The organism is Streptomyces sp. CB02056 (assembly GCF_001905545.1).
GTDB lineage: Bacteria > Actinomycetota > Actinomycetes > Streptomycetales > Streptomycetaceae > Kitasatospora.
The window spans coordinates 642,435-668,041 of sequence record NZ_LIPD01000007.1 but is presented as its reverse complement, the minus strand read 5'-3'; the positions used below and the strand labels follow the sequence as shown (position 1 = coordinate 668,041).

19 protein-coding genes and 1 pseudogene are annotated in these 25,607 nt (G+C 76.8%); 10 read left to right on the top strand and 10 right to left on the bottom strand.

What is annotated here, in order from left to right:
• Positions 1-25: 25 nt before the first annotated feature.
• Genes AMK13_RS21810 through AMK13_RS21800 form a run of 3 tightly spaced genes read right to left on the bottom strand, consistent with a single transcriptional unit; the run spans position 26 to position 4,537 of the window.
• Entirely contained in the window at positions 26-583 is a 558-nt protein-coding gene (locus tag AMK13_RS21810) for a GAF domain-containing protein (RefSeq protein WP_049661076.1), read from the bottom strand.
• Positions 567-1,424 (bottom strand): S8 family peptidase, encoded by an 858-nt coding sequence (locus AMK13_RS21805; protein WP_074003722.1) that lies wholly within the window; start codon positions 1,422-1,424, stop codon positions 567-569. Before AMK13_RS21805 ends, AMK13_RS21810 begins: the two co-directional genes overlap by 17 nt.
• Complete coding sequence (locus AMK13_RS21800; RefSeq protein ID WP_074003721.1) at positions 1,421-4,537, bottom strand: adenylate/guanylate cyclase domain-containing protein; 3,117 nt, start codon at positions 4,535-4,537, stop codon at positions 1,421-1,423. Before AMK13_RS21800 ends, AMK13_RS21805 begins: the two co-directional genes overlap by 4 nt.
• Before the next feature lie 421 nt (positions 4,538-4,958).
• Here AMK13_RS21800 and AMK13_RS43640 point away from each other — a divergent pair, with 421 nt between their 5' ends.
• The 3 genes and pseudogenes from AMK13_RS43640 to lanKC all read left to right on the top strand — a co-directional run bounded on the left by AMK13_RS43640 (position 4,959) and on the right by lanKC (position 9,202).
• Positions 4,959-5,135, top strand: coding sequence for a hypothetical protein (locus AMK13_RS43640; protein ID WP_158077737.1), 177 nt, complete (start codon positions 4,959-4,961; stop codon positions 5,133-5,135).
• 216 nt (positions 5,136-5,351) lie between these two features.
• Positions 5,352-6,621: pseudogene (locus AMK13_RS21795) on the top strand (MFS transporter); the annotation flags it as partial.
• 34 nt (positions 6,622-6,655) lie between these two features.
• Positions 6,656-9,202, top strand: coding sequence for a class III lanthionine synthetase LanKC (gene lanKC / locus AMK13_RS21790; RefSeq protein WP_074003719.1), 2,547 nt, complete (start codon positions 6,656-6,658; stop codon positions 9,200-9,202).
• A gap of 16 nt (positions 9,203-9,218) precedes the next feature.
• Here lanKC and AMK13_RS21785 read toward each other — a convergent pair whose 3' ends face one another.
• A complete protein-coding gene (locus AMK13_RS21785) occupies positions 9,219-11,105 on the bottom strand; it encodes an AfsR/SARP family transcriptional regulator (protein WP_074003718.1) in 1,887 nt (628 codons plus the stop codon).
• A 597-nt stretch (positions 11,106-11,702) separates the two neighbouring features.
• On the opposite strand from AMK13_RS21785, the gene ctaD reads away from it, so the two are divergent.
• The 4 genes from ctaD (at position 11,703) to AMK13_RS21765 (ending at position 15,654) form a co-directional block, all read left to right on the top strand.
• A complete protein-coding gene (gene ctaD, locus AMK13_RS21780; RefSeq protein WP_079272337.1) occupies positions 11,703-13,508 on the top strand; it encodes an aa3-type cytochrome oxidase subunit I in 1,806 nt (601 codons plus the stop codon).
• A gap of 130 nt (positions 13,509-13,638) precedes the next feature.
• Positions 13,639-14,172 carry a hypothetical protein gene (locus AMK13_RS21775; RefSeq protein ID WP_074003717.1) on the top strand — a complete coding sequence of 178 codons (534 nt, stop codon included), beginning with the start codon at positions 13,639-13,641 and terminating at the stop codon, positions 14,170-14,172.
• 158 nt (positions 14,173-14,330) lie between these two features.
• On the top strand, positions 14,331-15,050 hold the full coding sequence (locus tag AMK13_RS21770) for a response regulator (RefSeq protein ID WP_074003716.1): 720 nt from the start codon (positions 14,331-14,333) through the stop codon (positions 15,048-15,050).
• Positions 15,051-15,207: 157 nt separating this feature from the next.
• Positions 15,208-15,654 (top strand): pyridoxamine 5'-phosphate oxidase family protein, encoded by a 447-nt coding sequence (locus AMK13_RS21765; protein WP_079272336.1) that lies wholly within the window; start codon positions 15,208-15,210, stop codon positions 15,652-15,654.
• Positions 15,655-15,660: 6 nt separating this feature from the next.
• Here the strand turns inward: AMK13_RS21765 and AMK13_RS21760 are convergent, their stop codons facing one another.
• A complete protein-coding gene (locus tag AMK13_RS21760) occupies positions 15,661-16,242 on the bottom strand; it encodes a TetR/AcrR family transcriptional regulator (RefSeq protein ID WP_074003715.1) in 582 nt (193 codons plus the stop codon).
• The gene (locus AMK13_RS21755) at positions 16,239-17,384 is read right to left on the bottom strand and encodes a saccharopine dehydrogenase (protein WP_074003714.1); all 1,146 of its coding nucleotides are present in this window, start codon (positions 17,382-17,384) and stop codon (positions 16,239-16,241) included. Before AMK13_RS21755 ends, AMK13_RS21760 begins: the two co-directional genes overlap by 4 nt.
• Positions 17,385-17,422: 38 nt before the next feature.
• On the opposite strand from AMK13_RS21755, the gene AMK13_RS21750 reads away from it, so the two are divergent.
• Complete coding sequence (locus AMK13_RS21750; protein WP_074003713.1) at positions 17,423-18,262, top strand: alpha/beta fold hydrolase; 840 nt, start codon at positions 17,423-17,425, stop codon at positions 18,260-18,262.
• A gap of 21 nt (positions 18,263-18,283) precedes the next feature.
• Here AMK13_RS21750 and AMK13_RS21745 read toward each other — a convergent pair whose 3' ends face one another.
• Positions 18,284-19,981, bottom strand: a complete 1,698-nt coding sequence (locus AMK13_RS21745) for a sensor histidine kinase (protein ID WP_074003842.1) — start codon at positions 19,979-19,981, stop codon at positions 18,284-18,286.
• Positions 19,982-20,370: 389 nt separating this feature from the next.
• Between AMK13_RS21745 and AMK13_RS21740 the strand changes: the two genes are divergently transcribed.
• Positions 20,371-21,231, top strand: a complete 861-nt coding sequence (locus tag AMK13_RS21740; protein ID WP_074003712.1) for a universal stress protein — start codon at positions 20,371-20,373, stop codon at positions 21,229-21,231.
• Positions 21,232-21,441: 210 nt separating this feature from the next.
• Positions 21,442-22,452, top strand: coding sequence for an Acg family FMN-binding oxidoreductase (locus AMK13_RS21735; RefSeq protein WP_074003711.1), 1,011 nt, complete (start codon positions 21,442-21,444; stop codon positions 22,450-22,452).
• 75 nt (positions 22,453-22,527) lie between these two features.
• Here the strand turns inward: AMK13_RS21735 and AMK13_RS21730 are convergent, their stop codons facing one another.
• Genes AMK13_RS21730 through AMK13_RS43635 form a run of 3 tightly spaced genes read right to left on the bottom strand, consistent with a single transcriptional unit; the run spans position 22,528 to position 25,447 of the window.
• Entirely contained in the window at positions 22,528-23,010 is a 483-nt protein-coding gene (locus tag AMK13_RS21730; RefSeq protein ID WP_074003710.1) for a copper chaperone PCu(A)C, read from the bottom strand.
• Positions 23,010-25,289, bottom strand: a complete 2,280-nt coding sequence (locus tag AMK13_RS21725) for a heavy metal translocating P-type ATPase (protein WP_338016314.1) — start codon at positions 25,287-25,289, stop codon at positions 23,010-23,012. The genes AMK13_RS21730 and AMK13_RS21725 overlap by 1 nt, the downstream gene beginning before the upstream one ends.
• Positions 25,286-25,447, bottom strand: a complete 162-nt coding sequence (locus tag AMK13_RS43635; protein ID WP_158077736.1) for a hypothetical protein — start codon at positions 25,445-25,447, stop codon at positions 25,286-25,288. The genes AMK13_RS21725 and AMK13_RS43635 overlap by 4 nt, the downstream gene beginning before the upstream one ends.
• Between the last annotated feature and the right edge of the window lie 160 nt (positions 25,448-25,607).

Here is a 25,607-nt window from a genome sequence, read left to right as displayed (position 1 = left end):
CGGCAGCTCCTCCAGGCGTTCGCGGTCAGGGCTGACGGCGCAGCAGCTCCTCCAGGTCGGCGAGCAGGCCGAGGGCGGCGGCCCGGTCGGGGGCCGGCTCCGGGGCGGGGGAGCGCTCGGCGATCACCCGCAGGGCGGCGGCGGCCTGGCGGGCGAACATGGCCAGCAGGTCCAGCTCGGGCAGGCTGGCGCGGGCCTGCGGGGCCGGGTCCAGCACCTCCAGGACGCCGAGCACCCGGCTGCCGTGGGTGAGCGGGGCGGCCATCAGGGCGGTCGGGACGTACGCGGTGGACTCGGCGAAGTCCCGGTCGAAGGTGCGGTTGGCGCCCAGGTCGTCCACCACCATCGGCTCGCCCGAGGCGGCCACCCAGCCGGCGATCCCCCGGCCGGCCGGGAAGCGGCGGCCCACCAGCGACTCCTCGCCCCGGCCGGAGACGGCCTGGAAGACCAGCTCCCCGGCCGCCTCGTCGAGCAGGCACACCGAGCCGGCCTGGGCGCCGAAGATCGCCCGGGCGACGTCCACCACGGACTGGAGCAGCTCGCGGGCCAGCGGGTCGACGGCGGGGTCAGTGCTGAGGGTCATCGGGCGCCTCCGGGGTGGGGGTGGAAGGGACCTGGACGTTGGCCGCGGTGAGGTAGAGCGCGCTCTTCAGCTGGAAGGTGGTCAGCCTCGGCCGCCGGGACAGGATGCGGGCGCAGAGCCCGGCCACGTACGGGGTCGCGAAGCTGTTGCCGGTGGTGCGGATGGTGGCGCCGCCGAGCCAGGGCACCCGGACGTTCTGGCCGGGGGCGAAGAACTCCACCGGCGGCGCCGGGTTGTACAGGTGCAGCTCCGGGTCCTCCTCCTGGTGGCTGCCCACCGAGATGACCGAGGAGAAGCGCCACGGGTAGCTCTCCACCGGGGTGTTGTGGGCGGAGGCGACGATCGCGGTGCGGGCGAAGAAGGCGTCGTCGGCGATCGCGTGCAGCTGCTCCAGGAAGCGGGTCCGGGTGGTGGAGAGGCTGAGGTTGACCACGTCGAAGCCCTGCCCGACGGCCCAGCGCAGCCCGGCGATCAGCATGTCGCCGGTGCCGGTGAAGCGCTCGCCGAGGACCCGGACGCTGTAGAGCTCGCAGTCCGGGGCGGTGCGGCGGATGATGCCCGCGCAGGCGGTGCCGTGCCCGCAGGTGTCGCCGGCGCTGTCGGGGCGGACGGTCAGCTCCCGGGTGACCGGGTCCTTGACCACCGCCCAGGAGCCCTGCACCGGCCCGACCAGCGGGTGGTCGGGCTCGATCCCGGAGTCGACCACGCAGACCCGGACGCCCTTGCCGGTGCCCTCGCCGACGGATGCCCCGGCGTCGGTGGCGACGGCGTCGGCGAGCACCGGGAGGTCGGCGGGGGTGCGGTCGCGCAGGCTCCAGGTGAGGCCGGCCGGGCCGCTCACCGGGTGCCCCCGAGCCGCTCGGCGCGCCGAACGCCCGGCAGGTGGCCCTTGGCGGCGAACCGGTCCCGGGCGGTGGCGGCGGCCGCCGCGGCCTCGGCGGGGCGGTCGAGCAGCAGCAGGGCGTGCGCCCGGTCGAGCGCGGTCAGCGCCTGGAGCAGCAGCGACTCGGTGGCCTCGGCGGCGGACAGGGCGGCGGCGGTCAGGTCCAGCGCCGGCGCGGCCTCGCCACGGGCGGCGGCGAGCCGGCCGCGCAGCGCGTCCAGCTCGATCGCGAGCACCGGCGGCAGCGCGGCGACGGCGTCCGCGCCGTCCAGGTGCCGGGCGGCCTGGGCCGGACGGTCGGTGTCCAGCAGGACCCGGGCGGTGGTCAGGGCGAGGCGCGGCAGCGGGGCGGCGCTGCCCTGGTGGCGGGCGATCTCGGCGGCGTCGGCGAGCAGGTCCAGCGCCTGGCCGCCCTGCCCGAGCGCGGCCGCCGCCTGGGCGGTCAGCGCGGGCAGCGCGATCATCGCCTCGGCCAGCGACAGCTCCCCGGCCAGGCCGTTGGCCTCGGCGAGCAGCAGCTCGGCCTCCTCGGGGCGGTCGCGCAGCGCCAGCAGGACGGCCAGCGGGCCGTTCAGCGCGACCCGGACGGTCCGCCGGCCGGTGCCGTGCTCGGCGAGCAGGGCGCGCAGCCGGAAGGTCGCGTTCGGGACGGGCTCGGGGCCGGCCAGCAGCGAGGCGGCCAGCGCGGCCAGCACGGCGGCCCGGTCCAGCTCGGCGTCGGTGCGGGAGACCTGGCCGAGCGCCCGGTCCAGCAGCTGCTCGGCCTCGGTGTGGCGGCCGGCCAGCAGGTGCTCCTCGGCCAGCCGCAGCCCGGCCCGGGCCTGGCCGAGGTCGTCCCCGGTGTCGGTGAACAGCGGCAGCACGGCGCGGGCGGTCGCGGCGGGCTGGTCCTGGCCGGGCGGCAGGCCGCGGGCGGCCAGCGCGAGCCGGGCGTGTGCGGCGTCCAGCGGGTCGGCGGCCGCGTCCCGCACCTGGGCGAGGACGGGCAGCGCCTCCTCGGCGCGGCCGAGCGCCAGGCGGGCCTCGCCGAGGCGGCGCAGCACCGGGCCGGTGGCGCGCTCGCCCGGGTAGTGCAGCCGCACCGCGCGCTCCAGCAGGTCGGTGGCGGCGGGCAGGTCGGCGCGGGCCAGCGCACCGGCCCCGGCGGTGCCGAGGGCGGTGGCCGCGCGGGTGCGCAGCACGTCGGTGCGGGTGTCCAGCAGGCCGAGTTCCAGCCGGTAGCGGTGGGCGCGCTCCAGGTGGCCGCCGACGGCGGCGTCCCCGGTGGAGCGGACGGCCGGCAGGTCGGCGGCGCGCTCGTGGCGCTCGGCGCGGGCCCGCTTGGACATGGACTGGTAGACCGACTCCTGGACCAGGCCGCTGCTGAACCGGTAGCCGGTGCCGGTCGGTTCGACCAGCCGCAGCTCGGCCAGCCGGGCCAGCGCGGCGTGCAGCCGCGGCGGGGTGTCGTCGATCCAGGTGGACGGGCCGGCCGGCAGGCCGTCGATCGGGCCGGTGAAGACGTCGTCCTGCGGGTCGGCGAAGGCGTCCTGGTCGCTGCCGCCGTGGGCGAGTTCGGCGAGTTCGGCGGCGGTGAAGGCGCGGCCGAGGACGGCGGCGAGGTCGAGGGTGGCGCGCTCGTCGCGCTCCAGCCCGTCGATCTGGGCGCTGAGCAACGCCCTTCCGGTGGGCGGCAGTTCGTCGGTCAGTGCGGGGCCCTCGGTCTCGGTGAGGGCGGCCAGCAGCTCCTCCAGGTGCAGCGGGTTGCCCTCGGCGCGCTCCAGCAGCCGGGTGGGCACCGCGTCCTGGTGGGCGCTCAGCTCGGTCAACTGGGCGGCCAGCAGGGCGGATTCGTCCCAGGACAGGCCGCCGACCGGCAGCGTCGGCAGCTCCGGGCGGGCGGCCGGGAGCTCGGGGCGGGTCAGGCAGAGCAGCAGCACGGGGGCCGCGCCGAGTTCGGCGGCCAGCCGCTCGACGGCGTCCAGCAGCACCGGGCCGGCCCACTGGCAGTCGTCCAGGACCAGGACGGCCGGGCGCTCGACGGTGCGGCCGCGCAGGATCGCGGCCAGCAGCTCCAGCGAGCGGCCGGCGTCGATGCCCGGCGCCGTCGCCTCGTCCAGCCGGGCCAGCGCCTCGGCGGGGGCGGCGCCCTCGGGCTCGTCCAGCAGGGTCCGGACCGCCTCGGCGAGCGGCGCCAGCACGCCCTGCCCGCCGAAGCTGCGGCAGCGGGCGGTGCCGCAGCGCGCGGTGCGCCGGCCGACCCGCTCGCGCCAGTCGCGCACCAGCCGGGTCTTGCCGATGCCCGCCTCGCCGGCCACCAGCAGCAGCTCGGCCCCCTGGCCGCCCGCCACCCGGGCCAACGCGGCGTCCAGCAGGGCCAGTTCGCGCTCCCGGCCGACCAGCGGGACGTCGAAGCGGCGCAGCAGCTCCGGGTCGTCCTCGTCCAGGCCGACCAGGCGGTAGGCGGTGACCGGCTCGGCCTTGCCCTTGAGGTGCAGCGGGCCGACCTCGTCCACCTGGGCGGCCGGGCCGGCCGCGCGCAGCGTCTGCGGGCCGATCAGCACCTGGCCGGGGGCGGCCCGGGTCTGCAGCCGGGCGGCGATGTTCACGGTCTCGCCGGAGATCAGCGCCTGGCGCGCCGAGGCGTCCGAACCCGCCACCACCTGGCCGGTGTTGACACCGATCCGGACGTCCAGGCGGACGCCGAGGGTGGCGTCAAGCTCGGTGTTGAGGTCCTCCACGTCCTCCAGCATGGCGAGCGCGGCGGCCAGCGCCCGGTGGGCGTCGTCCTCGCGGATCACCGGGACGCCGAAGACGGCCATCACGGCGTCCCCGATGAACTTCTCCAGGGTGCCGCCGTGCGCCTCGATCCGGTGGTGCATCCGCTCGAAGTAGCGCAGGACCACCTCGCGCAGGGTCTCCGGGTCGAGCGCGCCGGACAGGGCGGTGGAGTCGACCAGGTCGCAGAAGACCACCGTGACCAGCTTGCGCTCCTCGGCGGCCAGGTCGAGGGCGGCGGCCCGGGGGGTGCCGCAGGAGGGGCAGAACTGGTCGTTGGTGCCGACGAGTTGGGCGCAGAGTGGGCAGGGCATGGTGGCCGTCCTTCGGTCGTCCTTCGCGGTGCGGGGCGTGCGCGGCGAAGCGGAACGGGTGTGCGCGGCGGGGCGGTTGGCGCGGCCCGGTGGTGCGGGCCGGCCGGTGGTGCGGGGCGTGCGCGGCGGGGCGGTGGTACGGGGGCGCGAGCGTTCCGGGCCAGGGTCGCGGGCGCGGCTTCGGGCCCGGTTCGGGAACGCCTGGTGGACGGTATGGCCGCAGGTGGGACGGGGTGCGGCAGCCTCCCGGGCGGGCCCACCCGGGGCCCGGCGGGCCGGCGCGGCCGCTCCGACCTGCGGCCATACCGGTTTCCAACCGGCCCCGAAGCCGGGCGCAGGCGGCTCGGGCCACGGTGGTCGGCAACGGCGGGCAGCCGCCCGCCGGAGCCGTAACCACCCCCGTGCGGAAGGGAGTTCGACCATGGCCGAGAACATGGAGCAGCAGAACGTCGGCGAGAGCGGCGAGGAGACCCCGGAGGTCGAGGCGCACGTCGCCAACATCCTGGACCTCCAGGCGATGAAGGTCCTGAGCGAGTCCTCGGACGGCCTCTGCTTCAGCCTGATCAGCTACGTCCACGGCGCCGAGACCACGGTCTGACCGGAGCCCGGACACCGGGCCGTGCGCGGGGGCGGACGCACCGCCGCCCCCGGCCGCCGACACCCGGTCACCGGCCGCTGGTTCCCGGTCACTGGTCACTGGTCACCGGTCACCGGCAATCGGTCACCGCAAGGCTTCCGGGGCGGTCCCGCCGAGACGGGGCCGCCCCGGCCCGATCCGCACCCCCGGGTGCCCCGCCGACCACGGAGGACGGCCATGGACCCCACCCCGCTCTCCCGCAACCGGGACTTCCGGCTGCTCTGGGCCGGCGGCCTGCTGGCCTCCCTCGGCTCCCAACTCGCCTCGATCGCCCTGCCGTTGCTGGTCCTGCGGGAGACCGGGTCGGCGGCCCGGGCGGGCGCCATCGGCACCGTCTCGGTCGGCGCGCTGCTGATCACCACGCTGCCCGGCGGGGTGCTCGCCGACCGGATCGAGCGGCGCCGGCTGATGCGGATCTGCGACGTCCTCAGCCTGCTCGCGGTCGCCGCCCTGGTCGTCGCGGTGCTGCGCGGGCACACCCCGCTGCCGCTGGTCCTGCTGGTCGCCGCCGCCGGGGCGCTGATCTCCAGCGTCTACGGGCCGGCCGCCGGCGCCCTGCTGCGCGCGGTGGTGCCCACCGGGCAGGCCCGCGAGGCCTCCTCCCGGATGCAGGCGCGCGGCGCCGCCGCCCGGCTGGCCGGACCGCTCGGCGGCGGTGCGCTGTTCGCCTGGCACCCGGTGCTGCCGTTCCTCGCCGAGGGCGTCGGCCTGCTGCTGTCCACCGTCTGCGTGGCGCTGATCCGGACCCGCGCGAAGCCCGCCACGACGGGCGGACCGGCGTTCAGCCGGGCCGAACTGACCGCCGGACTGGCCTTCGTCTGGCACCGGCCCTACCTGCGCACCCTGCTGCTGGTCTTCGGCCTCGGGATGAACTTCGCGTTCAGCGCGCTGATGTTCACCACCCTGGCCGTCGCCTCCGACGGCGGCCGCTCCGGCCTCGGCGGCGGCACCGTCGTCTCCTGCACCGCGGCCGGCGCCCTGGCCGGGGCGCTGCTCGCCCCGAGGGTCGCCGCCCGGGCCCGCGACGGCAGCCTGGTCGCGCTCGCCTGCTGGGCCTGCGCGCTCACCGCCGGGGTGCTGGTGCTGACCAGGGCCCCGCTGGTGATCGGGCTGCTCTGCGCCGTCTGCATGTGCCTGTCCACCGTCGCCAGCATCGGCTTCGTCTCCGGCATGCTGACCGCCGCGCCGCCCGACCGGATCGGCCGGGTGCACAGCGCGGCCGGTTTCCTGTCCACCCTGGTCCAGCCGTTCGGCCCGCTGGTCGGCGGCGTCCTGCTCGGCTCGCTCGGCGGCACCCGGACCTTCGCCCTGCTGGCCCTCGCCATCGCGCTCTGCGCGGCCGTGGTCACCTGGGCGCCGCCGGTGCGGCGCGGACCGGTGCTCAGCCCCGCCGTCTGACGCACCGCCCGCCGACGCACCGCCCACCGAGGCGCCGCCCGCTCCCGGACGACCCCGGAAGACTTCGGAACAGGAGGCCCACGATGGCCGACGTCCACGAGACCCAGCTCTACTGCCTCGCCGACCCGACGTACTACGACACCCCCGGACGGCTGCGGGACGGGGACAGCCGCTACCCGCTGGGCCTCGGCGAGCCGCCCGAGGGCTGGCGGCGGGAGCAGCGCGGGCTGTGGACGGTGCTGCGGCCCGACGGCGGCCACCTGCCCGAGCAGGGCTGGAAGCTGCACGTGTCGGCGGCGCAGGACGGCGCCGAGCGGACGCTGGCCGTCGTCGCGGGGATCTGCACCGCCCGCCGGGTGGCGTTCAAGTTCCTGCGCAGCCCGGCGGCGCTGCGGGTGGCCAACGGCAAGTACGCGGGGCGCGGCGGCAGCGGCAAGTTCGTCACCGTCTACCCGGCCACGGACGCCGAATTTCTCTCCCTGGCCGAGGAGTTGGCCGAGGCGCTGGACGGTTTCCCCGGGCCGTACGTGCTCACCGACCTGCGGATCGGCGACGCCCCGGTGTACGCCCGCTACGGGGCCTTCGTCGAGCTGTGGTGCCGGGACGCGGAGGGCAGGACCGTCCCGGCCCTGCGGGACCCGTCCGGCGCGCTGGTGCCGGACCCGCGCGAGCCGGCCTTCCGGCTCCCCGCGTGGGTCGAGCCGCCGGCGGCGCTGCGCCCGCACCTGGCCGCCCGGGAGGCGGCCGGCGGGGACCTGCCGTACCGGATCGTCGAGGTGCTCCAGGTCTCCAACGCGGGCGGGATCTACCTGGCCGAGAAGCACGGCACGGGCGAGCGGGTGGTGCTGCGCGAGGCCCGCCCGTACGCCGGGCTGGACGGCACCGGGGCGGACGCCCTGACCCGGCTGCGGCGCGAGCGGTGGGCGCTGGAGCGGCTGGCCGGGCTGGCGTGCGTGCCCCGGCTGCACGAGGTGCGCACGGTGTGGGAGCACACCTTCCTGGTGCAGGAGCACATCGAGGGCGTCCAGCTGTTCGCCGAGGCGATCCGGCGCTACCCGTTGGTGCACCAGAACTGCACCGCCGAGCAGCGCGCCGCGTACGCGCGGTGGGTGGGCGGGGTGGTGGACGGGCTGGCGGAGGCGCTCGGCGCCCTGCACGCGCGGGGCGTGCGGTTCGGGGACCTCCACCCGGCCAACGTGGTGCTCCGGCCGGACGGGTCGGTGGTGCTGGTGGACTTCGAGTACGCGGCCGAGCTGGACGACCGGCGGGTGCCGACGGCCGGCGCCGCCGGGCAGCACGTCCCGCCCGGGCTGGGCGGCGCCGAGGCCGACCGCTACCTGCTGTGGGCCACCTGGCTGATGCTGCTGATGCCGGTGATGGAGCTCGCCGACTGCGACCCGGGCAAGCTCCCGGCGCTGGAACGGCGGGCGCGGGAGTGGTTCGGACTGGGGCCGGAGGAGGGGCCGGTGCGGCCCGCGGCGGTGGCGCGGGTGGAGTCGGCGAGCGAGCGGCGCGGCCGGGAGCTGCTGGCCGGGCCCTCGCTCGACCCGGTGTGCCGGGAGCTGGTCGCGGGCATCCACGCGGGCGCCACCCCGGACCGCCCGGACCGGCTCTTCCCCGGGGACGTGGCCGGCTTCGCCGACGGCGGGACGGGCGTGTCGCACGGCGCGGCCGGGGTGCTGTACGCGCTGCACCGCGCCGGGGCCGACTGGCCGCAGGAGTACGCGGACTGGCTGGTCGCGGCGGTGCGCCGGCGGGCCGACCGCCCGGCCGCCGGCGGGCTGTACGACGGCCCGCTCGGCATCGCGCTGGCGCTGGCCCGGATCGGCCGGACGGAGGCGGCCGAGGAGCTGGCCGGGCGCGCCCGTACGGCCCTCCCGGCGCGCGCGGCGGGCCTGTTCGGCGGCCGGGCCGGCGCGGCGCTGGCCCGGCTGCGGCTGGCGGACGCGCTGGACAGCCCCCGGGATCTGGCCCACGCGCTGGACGACGCACGGGAGTTGGCCGCGGTGCTGGGCGGCGCGCCGGTGCCCGGGCTGGACGAGCCCGAGGCCGCCGGGCTGCTGTACGGGCTGGCGGGCGTCGCGCTGCTCCAGCTGCGGCTGTACCGGCGGACCGGGGAGCGGTGGCTGCTGGACTCCGGGAGGGTGGCGCTGGAGCGGGCGGTGGCGCGGTGCGTCCGGGTGCCCGACGGGTCCGCGCAGGTGCTGGAGTCCGGGCGCAGGCTGGCCTACCTGGACCGGGGCAGCAGCGGGATCGCACTGGTGCTGCGCGAGTACCTGGAGCACGGCGAACTGCCGCGCGGGGAGGCCTTCCTGGCCGATGTGCGGAAGGTCTGCGCGCCCGGGTTCATCCGGGAGCCGGGGCTGTTCCGGGGCCGGGTCGGGCTGACGCTGGCGCTGGACCGGCTGGGCGGGGCGCCGGCCCGGGAGGCGGTGCTCGGCCAGGTGGGCAGGCTCCAGTGGCACCTGGTGGCCCGGCCGGAGGGGCTGCTGGTGCCGGGGATGCGGCTGCGGCGCTTCTCGGCGGACCTGCACACGGGGGCGGCCGGGGTGCTGCTGGCGCTGTCCGGGCTGACGGAGGGGCGCGGGGCGGAGCGGGCGGACGTGCTGGACCTGCTGACCCTGGGGTGAGCGGCTCCTGGGGCTGTCACACGGGTTCCGGGGACCGCGCGGGCGCCGCGACGGTGGTCTGCGGTGCCCCGACGGTCTCCGGTGCCCCGACGGCGGTCCGCACCGCCCGCTCCCGGGCGTGCAGATGGGTGAGCCGGGGCAGGGCGTACAGCGCGGCGTGGGCGGTGACCTCGCCGGTGGGGGAGGTGACCGCCCCGGTGTCGGTGAGCGCCTCCAGGGTGCGCAGGGCGAGCCGTTCGGGCCGGCCGAGGGCGGCGGCGGCCTCCGGGAGGGTGAAGAGCAGGGCGAGCGGCAGGGCGGCGAGCCGGGCGAGGGCGAGCCGGCCCTGGTCGGTGAGGTCGCGCCAGCCGGAGTCCAGCCGGGCCCGGACGGTGACGTCTCCGGCGACCAGTTCGTCCAGGGCGCCCGCCGGGTCCTCCAGCCGGGCCGCGTACTCGGCCAGCGGGAGGTGGCGCAGTACGGCCAGCCGGGTGCCCGCGACCCGTACGGCGAGCGGCAGCAGCCCGCAGGCGGCCGCGATCCGGGCGGCGGCGGCGCGGTCGGCGCCGGTGCGGCCGGTGCCGACGATGCGGCCGAGCAGGTCCAGGGCCTCGGCGGGGGCGAGCGGCGGGACGGCGATGCGGCGCACCGAGGCGAGGCCGGCCAGCTGGCCGCGGGAGGTGACCAGGACGGCGCTCGGGCCGAAGCCCGGCAGCAGCTCGCGGACCACGGCCTCGCCGGGGGCGTCGTCCAGGACCAGCAGCAGCCGGCGGCCGGCGAGCGAGGCACGCCAGAGCGCGGCGGCCCGGGCGGTGTCGGCCGGTGCGGCGCCCGGGCGGCCGGTGAGGGCGGCGAGTTCGGCGAGCACCTCGGGCAGCGGGCGGGCGGCGCCGTCCTCGGTGCGCAGCCGGACCAGTACCCGGCCGTCCGGGAAGCGGTCGGCGAGCAGGTGGCCGGCGTGTACGGCGAGCGCGGTCTTGCCGCTGCCGGCCGGGCCGGTGAGCACCGCGACACGTCCGCCGCCGGAGCCCAACTCGTCGACGAGCTGGCGTAGTTCGTCGGTCCTTCCGGTGAAGTCGGCGGTGTCGGCGGGCAGCAGGGAGCCGCCCGGGCCGGTGCCGCGGTCCGGGCGGGCGGCGGTGGGCAGGGAGCGGCCACGGGCGAGCAGTTCGCGGTAGCGGGCGGTCAGCGCGGGGCTCGGCTCCAGGCCCAACTCCCGCGCGAGCAGCTGGCGGTGGGTGTCGTAGACGGCGAGCGCCTCGGCCTGTCGGCCGGAGAGGTGGAGGGCGTTCATCCGGGCGGCCTGGAGGCGTTCGCGCAGCGGGTGGCGCTCGGCGAGTTCGGCCAGGTCCTCGGCGACGGCGCCGGCGTTGCCGAGCTCCAACTCGGTCTCCGCCCAGTCCTCGTGGACGCCCAGGCAGCGGGCCTCCAGTCGGTCGGCCTCCGCCGCGACGGCGGGGGAGCGGCGCAGGTCGGCGAGCGGCGGGCCCTGCCAGAGGTCGAGGGCCTGGCGCAGCAGCCGGGCGGCGGGGGCGAGCGCACCGCCGTCGGCGGCGGCCCGGCCGGCCCGGGCGAGGGCCCGGAACCGGAGCAGGTCCAGCTCGGGCTCGGCGACCCGCAGCAGGTAGCCGGCGGCCGAGTGCGACAGCCGGTCGGGCCCCTCCTCGCGGCCGAGCAGGGTGCGCAGGGTGCAGATGTAGACCTGGAGGTTCTTCCGGGCGGTGCGCGGCGGCTCCTCGGGCCAGACCGCGTCGGTGAGCAGGTCGACCGGGACGGCGGTGTTGGCGCGGCTCAGCAGGACGGCCAGGACCAGCCGCTGCTTCAGCGGGCCGAGGGCCAGCGGGCGGCCGCCGGCCTCGCCGGTGAGCGGGCCGAGGACGGCGAAGCGCAGCCGGGTGGGGGTGGCGGGCTGGGCCAGGGGCATCGGCGTACCTCCGGGGCGTGGGCGGCGGCAGTGCGGCGGTGTAGCAGGTGGTGGGGGCCGTGCGGTGGTGGGCGCAGGCTACTTGACGGCCGATCGGCGCTGAAGGCCACGGAATCGACCGGCTTCGGTCACATCGGCCGCACAACCGGGGTGCCGGAAGGCGGGATCGACGGGGGGTTTCGTACGGCTGTACGGACGGCGTTCCGGCAGGTCGGGCCCGGTGGCGGGGGGCGGCCGGGCCGGGCGGACGGACGGCGCGCGGGGCGCCGCCGGACGGGTGCGCGGGGCGGTGGGGAGGGGCGCGTTCCGGCGGTTCTCGACCGGGGCTCAGCGCCGCGGCGAGCGCGGCCCGAGCGGGCGGCGCGGTCGCGGGCGGCGGCCCGACGGCCGGTCAGGAGGCGGCGTACGCGCGGACGGCAGGCGGTGGCCGAGCGGACAGGAGGTCCCGGTCGCGCGGTCGGGAGGTCCCGGTCGGGGGCCGGGAACTCGGGCCCAGCGGCCCCGGACGGGCGGGCCGAAGGGCCCTGGGGTGCGGAGGCGGCCTGTTCGGATCATGGAGCGCCACCCATTCGCACGACGTTCCGAAGGAGTGCGTCCTTGAGCGCCACCCAGGCACAGGGCGACCCCACCTCACCGCCGACGACCCTCCCCGCAGGGGCGGTCAGGGCCAGGAGGCCCGGTTCGGCCCTGGTCAGACTGCTGACCACCACCGACCACAAGACGATCGGCACCATGTACCTGGTGTCCTCGTTCGCGTTCTTCCTGATCGGCGGCATCCTCGCCCTGGTCATGCGCGCCGAACTCGCCCGGCCCGGAACGCAGATCCTCTCCAACGAGCAGTTCAACCAGGCGTTCACCATGCACGGCTCGGTGATGCTGCTGCTGTTCGCGATGCCGCTGTTCACCGGCTTCGCCAACTGGATCATGCCGCTCCAGCTCGGCGCGCCGGACGTCGCCTTCCCGCGGCTGAACATGCTGTCCTACTGGCTGTTCATGTTCGGCTCGCTGATCGCCGCGGCCGGCTTCGCGACCCCGCAGGGCGCCGCCGACTTCGGCTGGTTCCTCTACGCGCCGCTGTCCGACGCGATCCACTCGCCCGGCGTCGGCGCCGACATGTGGATCATGGGCGTGACGCTGTCCGGCTTCGGCAGCATCTTCGGCGCCGTCAACTTCATCACCACCATCATCTGCATGCGCGCGCCCGGAATGACCATGTTCCGGATGTCCATCTTCTGCTGGAACGTGCTGCTGACCTCGGTGCTGGTGCTGCTGGTCTTCCCGGTGCTGGCCGCCGCGCTGCTGGCGCTGGAGTGCGACCGCAAGTTCGGCTCGCACGTCTTCGACCCGGCCAACGGCGGGGCGATGCTCTGGCAACACCTGTTCTGGTTCTTCGGCCATCCCGAGGTGTACATCCTGGCGCTGCCGTTCTTCGGCATCGTCTCGGAGGTCATCCCGGTCTTCAGTCGCAAGCCGATGTTCGGCTACTCCGGCCTGATCGCGGCCACCATCGCGATCGCCGGCCTGTCGGTGACGGTGTGGGCGCACCACATGTACGTCACCGGGCAGGTCCTGCTGCCGTTCTTCTCCTTCATGACCTTCCTGATCGCCGTCCCGACCGGGGTGAAGTTCTTCAACTGGGTCGGCACCATGTGGAGGGGCTCACTGAGTTTCGAGACCCCGATGCTCTGGACGGTCGGCTTCCTGGTCACCTTCCTCTTCGGCGGCCTGACCGGCGTGCTGCTCGCGGCCCCGCCGATCGACTTCCACGTCTCCGACTCGTACTTCGTGGTCGCGCACTTCCACTACACGCTGTTCGGCACCGTGGTCTACGCGATGTTCGCCGGCTTCCACTTCTGGTGGCCGAAGATGACCGGCAAGAAGCTCGACGAGCGGCTCGGCCGGATCACCTTCTGGACCCTGACCGTCGGCTTCCACGCCACCTTTCTGGTCCAGCACTGGCTGGGCGCCCAGGGCATGCCGCGCCGCTACGCCGACTACCTGGCCTCGGACGGCTTCACCACCCTGAACACCGTCTCGACCATCGGCTCGTTCCTGCTCGGCCTGTCGATCCTGCCGTTCCTCTACAACGTCTGGAAGACCGCCAAGTACGGCGAGAAGGTCACCGAGGACGACCCGTGGGGCTGGGGCCGCTCGCTGGAGTGGGCGACCTCCTGCCCCCCGCCGCGGCACAACTTCGTCAAGCTGCCGCGGATCCGCTCCGAATCCCCGGCCTTCGACCTCCACCACCCGGACATCGCGGCCCGGGACGTCCTGGAGCACAGCGGCAAGCCCGCCACGCACCTGGGCGACGTGGAGCCGGCGAAGTACGACCGGCCGCTGAGCCGGGCCGACCGGGCGCGGGTGGCGTCCGCCTCCACCGACTCGCCCTCCTCGGACGGCTGAGTCCGCTCCCCCCGAACGCCGTCCCCGCCCGCGTCGCTGCCCCCGGGCGGGCGGGGACGGCCCCGTCCGCTCCGCTCCTCACCCTCCTCACCCTCCTCACCAACCCCTTCGTGACCAGGAAGGCCGGGTCGTGAACCACACCGTTCTCGCCATCGGCACCGCCGCCCTCACCGCGAGCGGCTGTGTCTGGTACCTGCCCGCCATCGCCGACCTCCAGGCCGGCGCCGACCGGCCCCGCTCCACCCGTACGGCCGCCGCGGCCTGCGTGCTCTGGTGGGCCGGGCTCGCGCTCGCGGGCGGGCTGCTGCTCGTCCTGTCGGACTGGCGGCCCGCCGCCCAGATCGCGCTCGCCGGACTGGTGGGCGGCGCGGCGCTGCGGGTGCGGGCCCTGGTGGACCGCCGCCGGGAGGTACGGGAGACGGCGGTCCGCTGGGCCGCCCTGGACGCGGGGCCCGCCCCGCGCTCCAACCGGCCGCCGGCGCTGGCCCTGGCGGGCTGGCTGGTGGTCGGTGCGGCCGTCGCCCTGCTCGGAGCGGCGGCCATCCTGCTGTCCGGCGGCGGCGAGGTCGTGCCCCGGGTGGTGCTCGCGGCGGTCAGCGGCGCGGGCGTCGCGCTCGCCTTCCTGCTGATGGGGCTGGGGAACGTCCGGCGGCAGGGGCGCTGAGGGCGCCCGGACCGGCCCGGTCGGGGTCGGGGCCCGTACGGGTCCTGCGGCCCGGTCCGAATGGGGCCGTTGGGCCCTGGGCCCGCGGCCGGTCGCGGGGGGATGATGCCCTGGGCCCCGCTGGGAGTGTGCGGGGGTGACGAAGGTGGAGCCGCGTGATGGCGACCAAGACGGAGGGTGCCGAGGCTTCGGCACCGGTCCGGGTGTTCCTGCTGGACGACCACGAGGTGGTGCGCCGCGGGGTGCACGACCTGCTGGACGGCGAGCCGGACCTGGAGGTGGTCGGCGAGGCGGCGACGGCCGAGCAGGCGCTCGTCCGGGTGCCGGCCCTGCGGCCCGACGTGGCCGTGCTGGACGTCCGGCTGGGCGACGGCGACGGCGTCTCGGTCTGCCGTGAGCTGCGCTCGCGGATGCCCGGGCTGGCCTGCCTGATGCTGACCTCCTTCGACGACGAGGAGGCACTGCTGGACGCCGTGATGGCGGGCGCCGCCGGGTACGTGCTCAAGCAGATCAGCGGGACCGACCTGGTCGCCGCCGTCCGCACCGTCGCCTCCGGGCGCTCGATGCTCGACCCCGGCGCCGCGACCCGCCTGCTGAACCGCCTGCGCAGCGACGCCGAGCCCGCCCAGCCGGTCACCACCGGACCGGGCCTGACCGTGCGCGAGCAGGAGGTCCTCGAACTCATCGGCGAGGGCCTGACCAACCGGCAGATCGGCGAGCGGCTCTACCTCGCCGAGAAGACCGTCAAGAACCACGTCTCGCGGCTGCTCGCCAAGCTCGGCGTCGAGCGCCGGGTGCAGGCGGCCCTGATCGCCACCGAGCTGCGCCAGGCCTCCGCCGCCCCGCAGCCCTCCGTGCTGCGCTCCGGCCGGTACTGACCCCGGGCCCTGCCCGGCGGGTCCTCCGGGTCCCGTCGGGCAGGGCCGTGGGCCGTGGGGCCCGGGGCCGACGGCCCGCCGGGCGGGGCCCTCGCCGGGCCCCGCCGGGACCATCGGCCCTCGCGGCCCGGCCCGGGCCCGGGCGAGCATCGCTCGCATGAACCGCGACCACGTCCCGTCTCCCCGGCCCGTCCCGTCCCCCCGGCCTGTCCCGCACGACCGCCCCGTCCCGGCCGACCGTCCCGACCTTCCGGAACTGCGCGAACTCGACCGGAAGCGGTCGCTGGAGCTGCTGGCCCGGGCCGACGTCGGCCGGGTGGTCTACACGGTGGACGCCCTCCCGGCCGTCCTGCCGGTGCCGTTCCGGCTGGCCCCCGGCGGAGTGCTGCTCTCGGCCCCGGCCGGCTCCGAACTGGCCCGGGCGGTGGACGGCGCCGTGATCGCCTTCGAGGCCGACGAGGTGGACGGCCGGGACGGCTCCGGCTGGTTCGTCACCGTCCTCGGCCGCGCCCAGGTCCGCCCGGCCACCAGGGCGGCCGACCCGGGCGGCACGGTCCGCATCCGTATCCGCCCGGAACTCGTCATCGGCCGCCGGCTGGCCTGAAAGGGCCTACGGGCCCAGCAACGCCCCGGCGGTGCGCAGGAGTTCGGCGTCCGCCGCCGCGTCCGCGGTGCCGGCCAGGCCGGAGCGGAAGAGCGAGGCGCCCTCGATCAGCATGACGAACACCCGGGCGCGGGAGCGCCGTTCCTCCTCCGTCAGGGCCGGGCGGCGTTCGGCGAGGAAGCAGGCGACCAGCTCCTGGTAGCGGTCGTAGAAGGCCCGGACGGCGGCGGCCACCGAGGGGTCGCGGGCGGCCAGCGCCCACAGTTCGGCGAACAGGCGGACCAGGCGCGCGTCCTGCTGCTCGGCGAGCAGTTCGCGGAGCAGGGCGTCCTCGTCGCGGCCCGGGTCGAGCAGCGGCGCGAGCCGTTCCACCGAGCGGGCGAGGACGCGCTCCAGCACGGCGGCCACCAGCTCGGCGTGGGTCGGGAAGTAGTGCTGGAGGTGCCCGAGGCGGACGCCCGCGGCGGCGGCCACCGCCCGCATGGACAGCTCGCCGCTGCCCGTGGTGACCAGCAACTCCTCCGCCGTGTCGAGCAGTTGCTCCCGCTTCTGGGCACCCTTGCCGCTCAGGCCCCGGACGCTGCTCATGCCGCCGCCTCCGTGCCGCGCGCGCCGTCGGCCGCGGTGACCGTGACGGTGACGCCGAGGGCCGCCAGGTCCTCCAGCACCCGCCCGGGGCGCGGGGTCTGCTCCGGGAAGGCCACCCCGGCGGGCGGCGGGGCGCCGTCCGTGCCGAGCGCCCGGCGCAGCGCCAGCAGGGCGCCGACGGCGGTGAGTCTGGCCTGGCCGGCCCGGTCCTCGACGGTGGCGGTGAGGGTGCGTCCGCCGGAGGTGACGTCGGTGCGCAGCAGGGCGGTGCCGCCCTCGCCGGGGGAGTAGAGCAGGGCGCGGCGGGCCGGCTCCCAGCGGTCACCGCGGCCCCAGCGGAAGAAGCCGGCGTGCCGGGCCGCGAGCAGGGCGGTGGTGGAGGAGCGCGAGCTGAAGCCGATCCGGGTGGCGGCGGTGGTGGTGCCCAGGGTGAGCGGGAGGGTGAACTGCTCGGGGGTGTCGATCCCGGCGACCAGCGTCGGGGCGTCGCCGATCCGGACGGTCCGCGGGCGGCTGAGCGGCACGACGGAGCGGCGTCGGCCGTCCTGCATCACCTCGTAGTCGAGCCCCAGGCGGTCCATGAACTCCACCGAGTCGGCGCCGGCCCGGTCCGCGAGGTCCCAGCGGATGGCGGTCTCGATCCGCTCGGCCCCGCCCAGCCGGTCCGCCAGGGCGGCGGCGACCAGGCTGGTCACCCCGCCCATCCAGGCCGAGGAGAGCAGCACCGGGGCGGTCGGGCGCAGCAGGGCGGCGAGCGTGGCGGCCCGCTGGAGCCGGGCGGTCCAGCGGGTGACGTCCACGTACGGGACGCCCGCGCGGACGGCGGCCCGCAGCACCCGGTCGTCCGGGTCGTTGACCACCCCGACCACCGCCCGTACGGCGGCGGTGAACGGCTCGGGGTCGGCGAGGTCCCAGCGGCGGGCGGTGGCGTCGTCCAGTTCGGCGGCGAGGGCGCCGCCGCGCTGCTCGGAGCGGCCGGTGAGCAGCAGCGGCCAGGAGGGGGAGGCGAGCCGGGCGAGTTCGGTGCCGACGGTGCCGTAGCCGCCGACCAGCAGGACGGGGCCGTCGGGGTTGTGACGGAGGCGGTCGGAGGGGAAGGTGGGGTGCACGGGGATGCCGCCGGAAACGGGTTCGGTGCTCATGGAGACAAATATAGGTCACACGACCTAAAATTGTCGTCATGACTGAATCCACTGTTACCGGTTCCACCGATGACCTGTGCTTCTTCGACAGCGGCCACGGCCGCCTCGCCTACCTCGACGCCGGTACGGGCGAGCCGCTGGTGCTGCTGCACGGCGGCCTGCTGGACCACCGGAGCTGGGCGGACCAGCTCCCCGCCCTGCTGCCCGCGTACCGGGTGATCGCGTTGGACGCCCGCGGCCACGGCGCCTCCGACAACGCGAGCCGGCCGTTCCGGCCCGCCGACGACCTGGCGGACCTGCTGCGCCACCTCGGCCTCGGCCCGCTGACGGTGATCGGACTGTCCATGGGCGGTACGATCGCCCTCGACCTGGCGCTCGAACACCCGGAGCTGGTCCGCGCGTTGGTGATCAGCGGCAACGGCACCAGCGAGTCCGAGTTCACCGACCCGTGGCTGGGCGAACTCGCCGCCGACCAGACCGCGGCCCTCGCCGAGGGCGACGGCGAGGGCTGGATCGACTCCTTCACCCGGCTCGCCTCCGGGCCGCACCGCCGCCTGGACGAGGTCGACCCGGAGGTGGTGCGCCGGCTCAAGGAGATGACCCGGAACACCATTTCCAAGCACACCCCCGACGACCCCCAGTACCTGGTGCCGGTCACCGACACCTGGAAGCGGCTGACCGGGATCACCGTCCCGCTGCTGGCGATCAACGGCGGCATCGACTCGGCGGACCACGTCAACCTGGCCGAACGGGTCGTCCGCACCGTCGTCGACGGCCGCGCGGTGACCGTCGAGGGCACCGGGCACTACCCGAACATGGAGCGGCCGGCGGAGTTCAACGCCCACCTGCTCGCCTTCCTGGGCGCCCTGCGGGGCTGACCGCCCCGCGGGGAGTAGGCCTCAGGACCCGACCGGGGCCTCCCATGCCAGCCGGGTGCCGCCGCCCTCGGCCGGGTCGACGGTGAACGAGCCGCCGACCCGGTCGGCGCGCTCGGCCAGGTTGCGCAGCCCGCTGCGCCGCCCGCCCTCGGGCACGCCGACGCCGTCGTCCGTCACGGTCAGCGCCACCCGCCCGGCCAGCGCGCGCAGCGTCACCTCGACCCGGGACGCCCCGGCGTGCCGGGCGGCGTTGCTGAGTGCCTCGGCGAGGACCGCGACCACGTGCCCGGCCAGCTCCTGCGGCACGTCGGTGTCCAGCAGGCCCTCCATGCTCAGTCGGGGCGCGAAGCCGAGCGGCCCCTGGGCCTCGGTGACCACCCGGGTGGCCCGGGCGCGCAGGCCGCGGTCCGGCTCGCTGTGGGCGCGCAGGCCGAAGATGGTCGAGCGGATGATCTTGATGGTCTCGTCCAGGTCGGCCACCGCCCGGGCCACCCGGTCCGCCGCGGCCTGGCTCTCGATCAGCCGGCCCGCGCTCTGCAGCGTCATCCCGGTCGCGAACAGCCGCTGGATCGCCAGGTCGTGCAGGTCCCTGGCGATCCGGTCACGGTCCTCCAGCAGGTTCAACTGCTCGGCGTCGCGCCGCCGTTCGGCCAGCTCCAGGGCCAGCGCGGCCTGGTCGGCGAAGCCCAGCAGCGGGCCCGTCTCCTCCGGCCCGAAGGCCGGCTGCCCCTGCGCCCGGGCCAGCAGCAGCACGCCCCGCCCGTACCCGGCGCCGGTGCCCAGCGGCACCGCCACCGCCGCGCCCAGCCCGTCGAAGCGGCCCGCCGGACCGGCCGGGAAACGGGTGTCGGAGGCCAGCTCGTCACTGGTGGCCGGCGAACCGGAGGCGTACGCGGCGCCGGACAGCGTGCCGTCCACCGGCACCGTCACCCCCAGCCGCGCGGAGGGATCGGCGCCGAGCGCGACCTCCACCGTCAGCTCCTCGGCCCGCTCCTCCGGGCCGGCCAGCGCCACCGAGACGTCCGCCAGCTCGGCGCCGGAGATCTCCCGGGCCCGGCGGGCGATCAGCTCGACCACCTCCAGTCGCGGCGCCCCCGACAGCAGGCTGCGGGTGATCTCGGTGCTCGCCCGCAGCCAGCGCTGGCGCAGCTGCGCCTCCTCGTACAGCCGGGCGTTGTCGATCGCCACCCCGGCCGCGACCGCCAGGGTCGAGATCACCGCCTCGTCGTCCTCGTCGAAGTCCAGCCCGCCGCGCTTGTCGGTCAGGTAGAGGTTGCCGAACACCTCGCCGTGCACCCGCACCGGCACCCCCAGGAAGGTGTGCATCGGCGGGTGGTTCGCCGGGAAGCCGGCCGAGGCCGGGTGGTCGGACAGCACCGGGCAGCGCAGCGGCCGCGGCTCGCGGATCAGCTCGCCCAGGATGCCCCGGCCCGACGGCGGCGGGCCGATCTCGGCGATCTCCTCCTCGCTCAGGCCCACCGTCAGGAACTGCGACAGGGTGTGCCCGTCCGGCCCGATCACCCCGAGCGCCCCGTACCGGGCGTCCACCAGGTCGGCGGCGGCCTCCACGATCCGGTGCAGCGCCTGCGCCAGGTCCAGCTCACGCCCGACCGCCAGCACCGCCTCCAACAGGCTGTGCACCCGGTTCTGCGTGCCGCGCGCCGCGTCGATCCGCCACTGGAGCTCCTCCAGCAGCTCGTCCAGGCGCAGCCGTGGCATCCGCGCGCCGCCACCCGCCGCGCCGCCGTCCGCTCCGCCCACCGCTGTCCTCCTCGTCGTCCTGCCCTGACCAGCCCGTCCACCGTCCGGACGCACCCCGCCCACCGTCCGGACGGCCCCCGCCGCCCGACCCGACTCGGGTGCCGTCCGACCAGCGGGATTGCCGTGTTCACGGTAGTGCCCCGGTGTCGGTGGCCGGGACGGCGGGGTCGGCCGTAGGCTCCGTCGGGCGGGCCTTTCGTCCCGTCGCGGAGGGTCCTGCGGCCTCTGCCGCCGGGCCGTGTGCGGGTGCCAGGGTGGGGGAGGAGCGGACGGGGCGTCAGAGCGCACCGCGGCCCGCGCCGAACCGCCGAGCGTCGACAGCGTGTCGACAGTGTGGAGGAAGAGACATGACGTCAACCGTGCTGGCCGGGGTCGACGGGTCGCCGCAGAGCACCGCGGCCGTTCACTGGGCCGCCGCCGAGGCGGAGCGCCGGGGCGCCTCGCTGCGCCTGGTGCACGCCTGGCCGTGGCTGACCGACGGGGTGTCCTCCTTCGCCGAGTCGGACGACCTGCCCGAGGCCGTCCGCCGCACCCTGGCCGAGGCCGCCGAGGACGTCCGCGGCCTGCACCCGGACCTGACCGTGGAGACCGACGCCGTCCTGGACGCGCCGGTGGACGGTCTGCTGGCCGCCGCCGCGGAGGCGGAGCTGCTGGTGCTCGGCTCGCGCGGCCGCGGCGGCTTCACCGGGCTGCTTCTGGGCTCGGTCAGCATCTCGGTGGCCGGGCGCAGCACCGTGCCGCTGGTCGTGGTGCGCGAGGCCGGAACGGCCGGCGAGAGCGGCAAGGGCGAGGTGGTGGTCGGCGTCGACGCCCACACCCCGGAGCCGGAGGTGCTCGACTTCGCCTTCCGCGCGGCGGCCCTGCGCGGCGCCCGGGTCCGGGCGGTGCACGGCTGGGACCTGCCGCCGGTGTTCGGCTACGCGGGCGGCGCCGTCCCGGCCGCCGAGCTCGGCCAGCTGGAGGCGCTGGAGGCCGAGCTGCTCTCGCTCGCCCTGGCCGGACCGCGAGAGCGGTACCCGGACGTCGAGGTGGTCGAGGACGTGCAGCTCGGGGCCGCCCGCGCCCTGGTCGAGGCCTCCGCGGGCGCCGCCCTGGTGGTGGTCGGCCGGGGCCGCCGCCCGATCGAGTTCGGCCCCCGGCTCGGCCGGGTCGCGCACGCCGTCCTGCACCACGCCGAGGCTCCCGTCGCGGTCGTCCCGCACGGGTGACGGACGCCCGTCCGGTGGATCCGCCCCCGTCCCGATCCACCGGACGGGCCTTTGCCCGCGACGGCCCCCGGCCCGGCCGTCCTGAGGACGGGCCCAAGGGCCCTGTCGTCCGCGCGGCCGGGCGCGCACGCTCGGAAGCAGCGGGACCTCCGGGCCCGTCCTGACCCCGCGGTTGATGCCGAAGCCCAGCGGCTGAAGGAGTGGAACGCCATGACGCTCGACCCGGCTCTCACCCAGATGCTCAGCGCGGCCGACCTGCGCCTGCTCGCCGCCGCCGGCGGCGCGGCGCCGTCGCTGCACAACAGCCAGCCCTGGCGGTTCGTGCCGACCCCGGACGGGCGCGGGCTCGCCGTGTACGCCGACACCGATCGTTCCGTACCGCTGGCCGACCCGGCCGGCGCGGCCGTGCACATCGCGGTCGGCGCGGCCGTGTTCAACCTGCGGGTGGCGGCCGGGCGGCTGGACCGGGAACCGCTGGTCCGGCTGCTGCCGGACGTCGCCGAGCCCGGGCTGCTCGCCGTGCTCGACCTCTCCCGCCCGGCCGTCGCGGAGGCGCCCTTCGGTCGCGACCTCTACCCCGCCATCGCCGCCCGGCACTCCAGCCGCGAGCCCTTCACCCAGCGCGACGTGCCCGAGGCGGTGATCGGCGAGCTGATGGCCGCCGCCCGGGAGGAGGGCGTCACCCTGGCCGCGCTGGAGGAGGAGGGCGTACGGCGGGTGCAGGAGCTCACCGCCGACGCCGAGCGCCGCAACGCCGCCGACCCGGCCAGGTCCGCCGAGTCCCGCGCCTGGCTGCGGCCCGACGACGGCACCGCCGAGGACGGCATCCCGCGGTCGGCGCTCGGCCCGCAGGACCACGACGCCCGGGTGCCGATGCGCGAGTTCGGCGGCCGCCCGCCGGAGGCCCCCGAGCAGCCGCCCTCGCAGCGCTTCGAGGCGCTGCCCCAGCTGTGCACCCTCACCACCCGCGGCGACGGCCCGCCGGACTGGCTGCGCACCGGGCAGGCGCTGGAGCGGGTCTGGCTGCTGGCCACGCTGCACGGCGTCCGGCTCACGGTCTGGCACCAGGCGATCGAGTGGCCGGACACCCGCTGGGCGCTGCGCGACCCGGCGGCCGGGCCGGGCTACGTCCAGCTGGTCCTGCGGGCCGGGTACGGACCGCCCGGGGCGGCCACCCCGCGCCGGGCGGTCGAGGAGACGCTCGGGGAGCGGCCTTCCTGAGCCGATGACGTCAGGGCGTGTCCCGCGGACCGGAAGGATCCGCGGGACACGCCCTGACGTTTTCAGCGCGCCCGTTCAGCGCGGCCGTTCGGCCGCCGGCAGCACCTGGGCGGCGAGCCGCAGCGGCGGGCTGTGCCGGAAGGTGAGGGTGAACTCCACCCACTGGCCGGCCCGCAGCGGCGGCGGGTCGGCGATCATCAGGTCCGCGTCCTCCGGGGTCATCCGCAGCTCGCCGCGGCCCGGCACCGGCAGCGCCGGGGCCGGCTCCCAGCGGCCCGCCGCGCCCTGGTGCAGGTGCCGCTTCAGGGTGATCCGGCCGCCGAACTCCCAGCTGGCACCGGTCAGTTCGTCCGGTATGTCGCCCGGGTTGCGGATCGTGAAGAAGGCCGCCGTGGCGGAGGCCGCGCCGGCCGTCGGCAGCAGCACCCAGCCCGGGCCGGCCTCCACCGGGCGGTCGCGGCCGGCCCCGCCGAACGCCGTCCAGCCGGTGAGCAGGACCAGGGCCAGCGCCGCCGCGCCGACCGGCGGGCCGACCGCCCCGAGACGCTGCCAGGCCATCACCGTCGTCCTCCCTTGCGCTGTCCCTGTCCCCGTCCCTGCCCCTGTCCCTGGCCCCTGCGCTGTCCCCGCCCCGGTTCCCAGGTGCGCAGCCGCAGGCTGTTGCCCACCACGAGCAGCGAGCTGAGCGACATGGCGACCGCCGCCAGCATCGGGTTGAGCAGTCCGACCGCCGCCAGCGGGATCAGCACCAGGTTGTAGCCGAAGGCCCAGAGCAGGTTGGCCCGGATGGTCGCCAGGGTCTGCCGGGCCAGCCGTACGGCGTCCACCACCGCCTCGATGTCGCCGCGCACCAGGGTCAGCCCGGCCGCGCCGATCGCGGCGTCGCTGCCGGAGGCCAGCGCCACCCCGAGGTCCGCCGAGGCCAGTGCCACGGCGTCGTTGACGCCGTCGCCGACCACCGCGACCGTCCGTCCGGCGGCGCGCAGTTCGGCCACCACCTCGGCCTTGCGCTCGGGGGAGGCCGAGGAGTGCACCCGCTCGATGCCCAGCTCGGCGGCCACCGCCCGGGCGGCGCCGGGGCCGTCCCCGGTCAGCAGTACGGTCTCCAGGCCCAGCCCGCGCAGCCGGTGCAGGGCCCGCCAGCTCCCCGAGCGCACCGTGTCGCCGACCGCCAGGACGGCCGCCGGCCGCTCGTCCAGCTCGACCACGACGGCCGTGCGGCCCGCCTCCCCGGCCTGCGCCACCGCCTCGGCCAGGGCCGGCGGCAGCGCGGTGTCGTCCGGCCGCCCGACCCGGACGGCCCGGCCCTCGACCGTCCCGGTCACCCCGAGCCCGGTGGCGGCCGCGAAGCCGGTCACGGCCGGCAGCGGCCCGCAGCGCTCGCGGGCCGCCGTCGCGACGGCCCGGCCGATCGGGTGCTCGGAGCGGTGCTCGACCGCGCCGGCCAACCGGAGGGCCTCGTCCTGCGTGGGACCGTCCGCGGTGGTGACGGCGGCCAGTTCCATCCGGCCGGTGGTCAGCGTCCCGGTCTTGTCCATCACCACCGTGTCCACCCGGCGCAGGCTCTCCAGCACCTCCGGGCCGCGCACCAGCACGCCCAGCTCCGCGCCCCGCCCGGTCGCCGCCAGCAGCGCCGTCGGCGTGGCCAGCCCGAGCGCGCACGGGCAGGCCACCACCAGCACCGCGACCGCCGCCGTCACCGCCGCCTGCGGGGCCGCGCCCGCGCCCAGCCAGAAGCCCAGCACGCTCGCCGCGACCGCCAGCACGCAGGGCACGAACACCCCGGCCACCGCGTCCGCCAGCCGCTGCGCCCGCGCCTTGCCGGCCTGGGCCTCCGCCACCAGCGCGGTGATCCGGGCCAGTTGGGTGTCCGCGCCGACCGCCGTGGCCCGCACCACCAGGGCGCCGCCCACGTTCACCGTCGCGCCCGCCACCCGGTCCCCGGGGCCGACCTCGACCGGCACGCTCTCCCCGGTCAGCAGGCTCAGGTCGAGCGCCGAACCCCCGTCGACCACCACCCCGTCGGTGGCCACCCGTTCGCCCGGCCGCACCACGAACTCCTGCCCGGGCAGCAGCAGTTCGATCGGCACCAGGCGCTCCTCGCCGTCCGCCCCCCGCAGGCACACCTGCTTGGCGCCCAGCTCGGCCAGCGCCCGCAGCGCGGACCCGCTGCGCCGCCGCACCCGGCCCTCCAGCAGCCGCCCGGCCAGCACGAACAGCGGCACGCCGACCGCCGCCTCCAGGTACACGTGCGCGGTGCCGCCGCCGTCGGCGGTCAGCGAGAAGGGCATCCGCATGTCCGGATCGCCCGCCCCGCCGAGGAACAGCGCGTACGCGGACCAGCCGAAGGAGGCCACCACACCCAGGCTGACCAGGGTGTCCATGGTCGCCGCCGCGTGCCGCAGCCCCCGCAGGGCGCGGAGGTGGAACCCGGCCGACCCCCAGGTCACCACCGGGACGGCGAGCGCGAAGCAGACCCACTGCCAGGCGGTGAACTGCGCCGACGGCACCATCGACAGCACCAGCACCGGGACGGCCAGCAGGGCGGTGACCAGCAGCCGCCACCGCTCGTCCGGCTCCTCCGCCGCCACCCCGACCGGCGCCCCGGCGGGCAGCGGCTCGGCGGTGTAGCCCGCCCGCTCGACCGCCGCCACCAGCTCCGCGACCGGCACCCCGGCCGGGTGCAGCACCCGGGCCCGTCCGGTCGCCAGGTTCACCCCGGCCGTCACCCCGTCGATCCGGGCCAGCCGCTTCTCCACCCGGCCCACGCACGCCGCGCAGGTCATCCCGCCGACCGCCAGATCGGTGGCGACCACGGGCTCGGCGACGGCGCTCACCGCATCCCGCCCATGCCGTGCCCGTCCATCCCGGGCGACGCGCCGCCCCCGCTACCGGGCCGCAACCCGGGCGCGACCGGGCCGACCTGGCGCCCCACCCCGTAGGCCACCACGAACACCACCACCAGCAGCAGGACGAACCCCGCCAGCACACTCAACGGCCGGACTCCCGGCGACTTCGCACTCACCCCCCAGCAGTCGGACGGGCGACGCGGTTGGTTCCCGTACGTTCCGGAACCGGTTCCCGTACGTTCCCGAACCGGCGGTGCCAGGCCGCTCCGCCGGGCGGCGCCCCGGCGGGTGTCCCTTGTCGGTGGG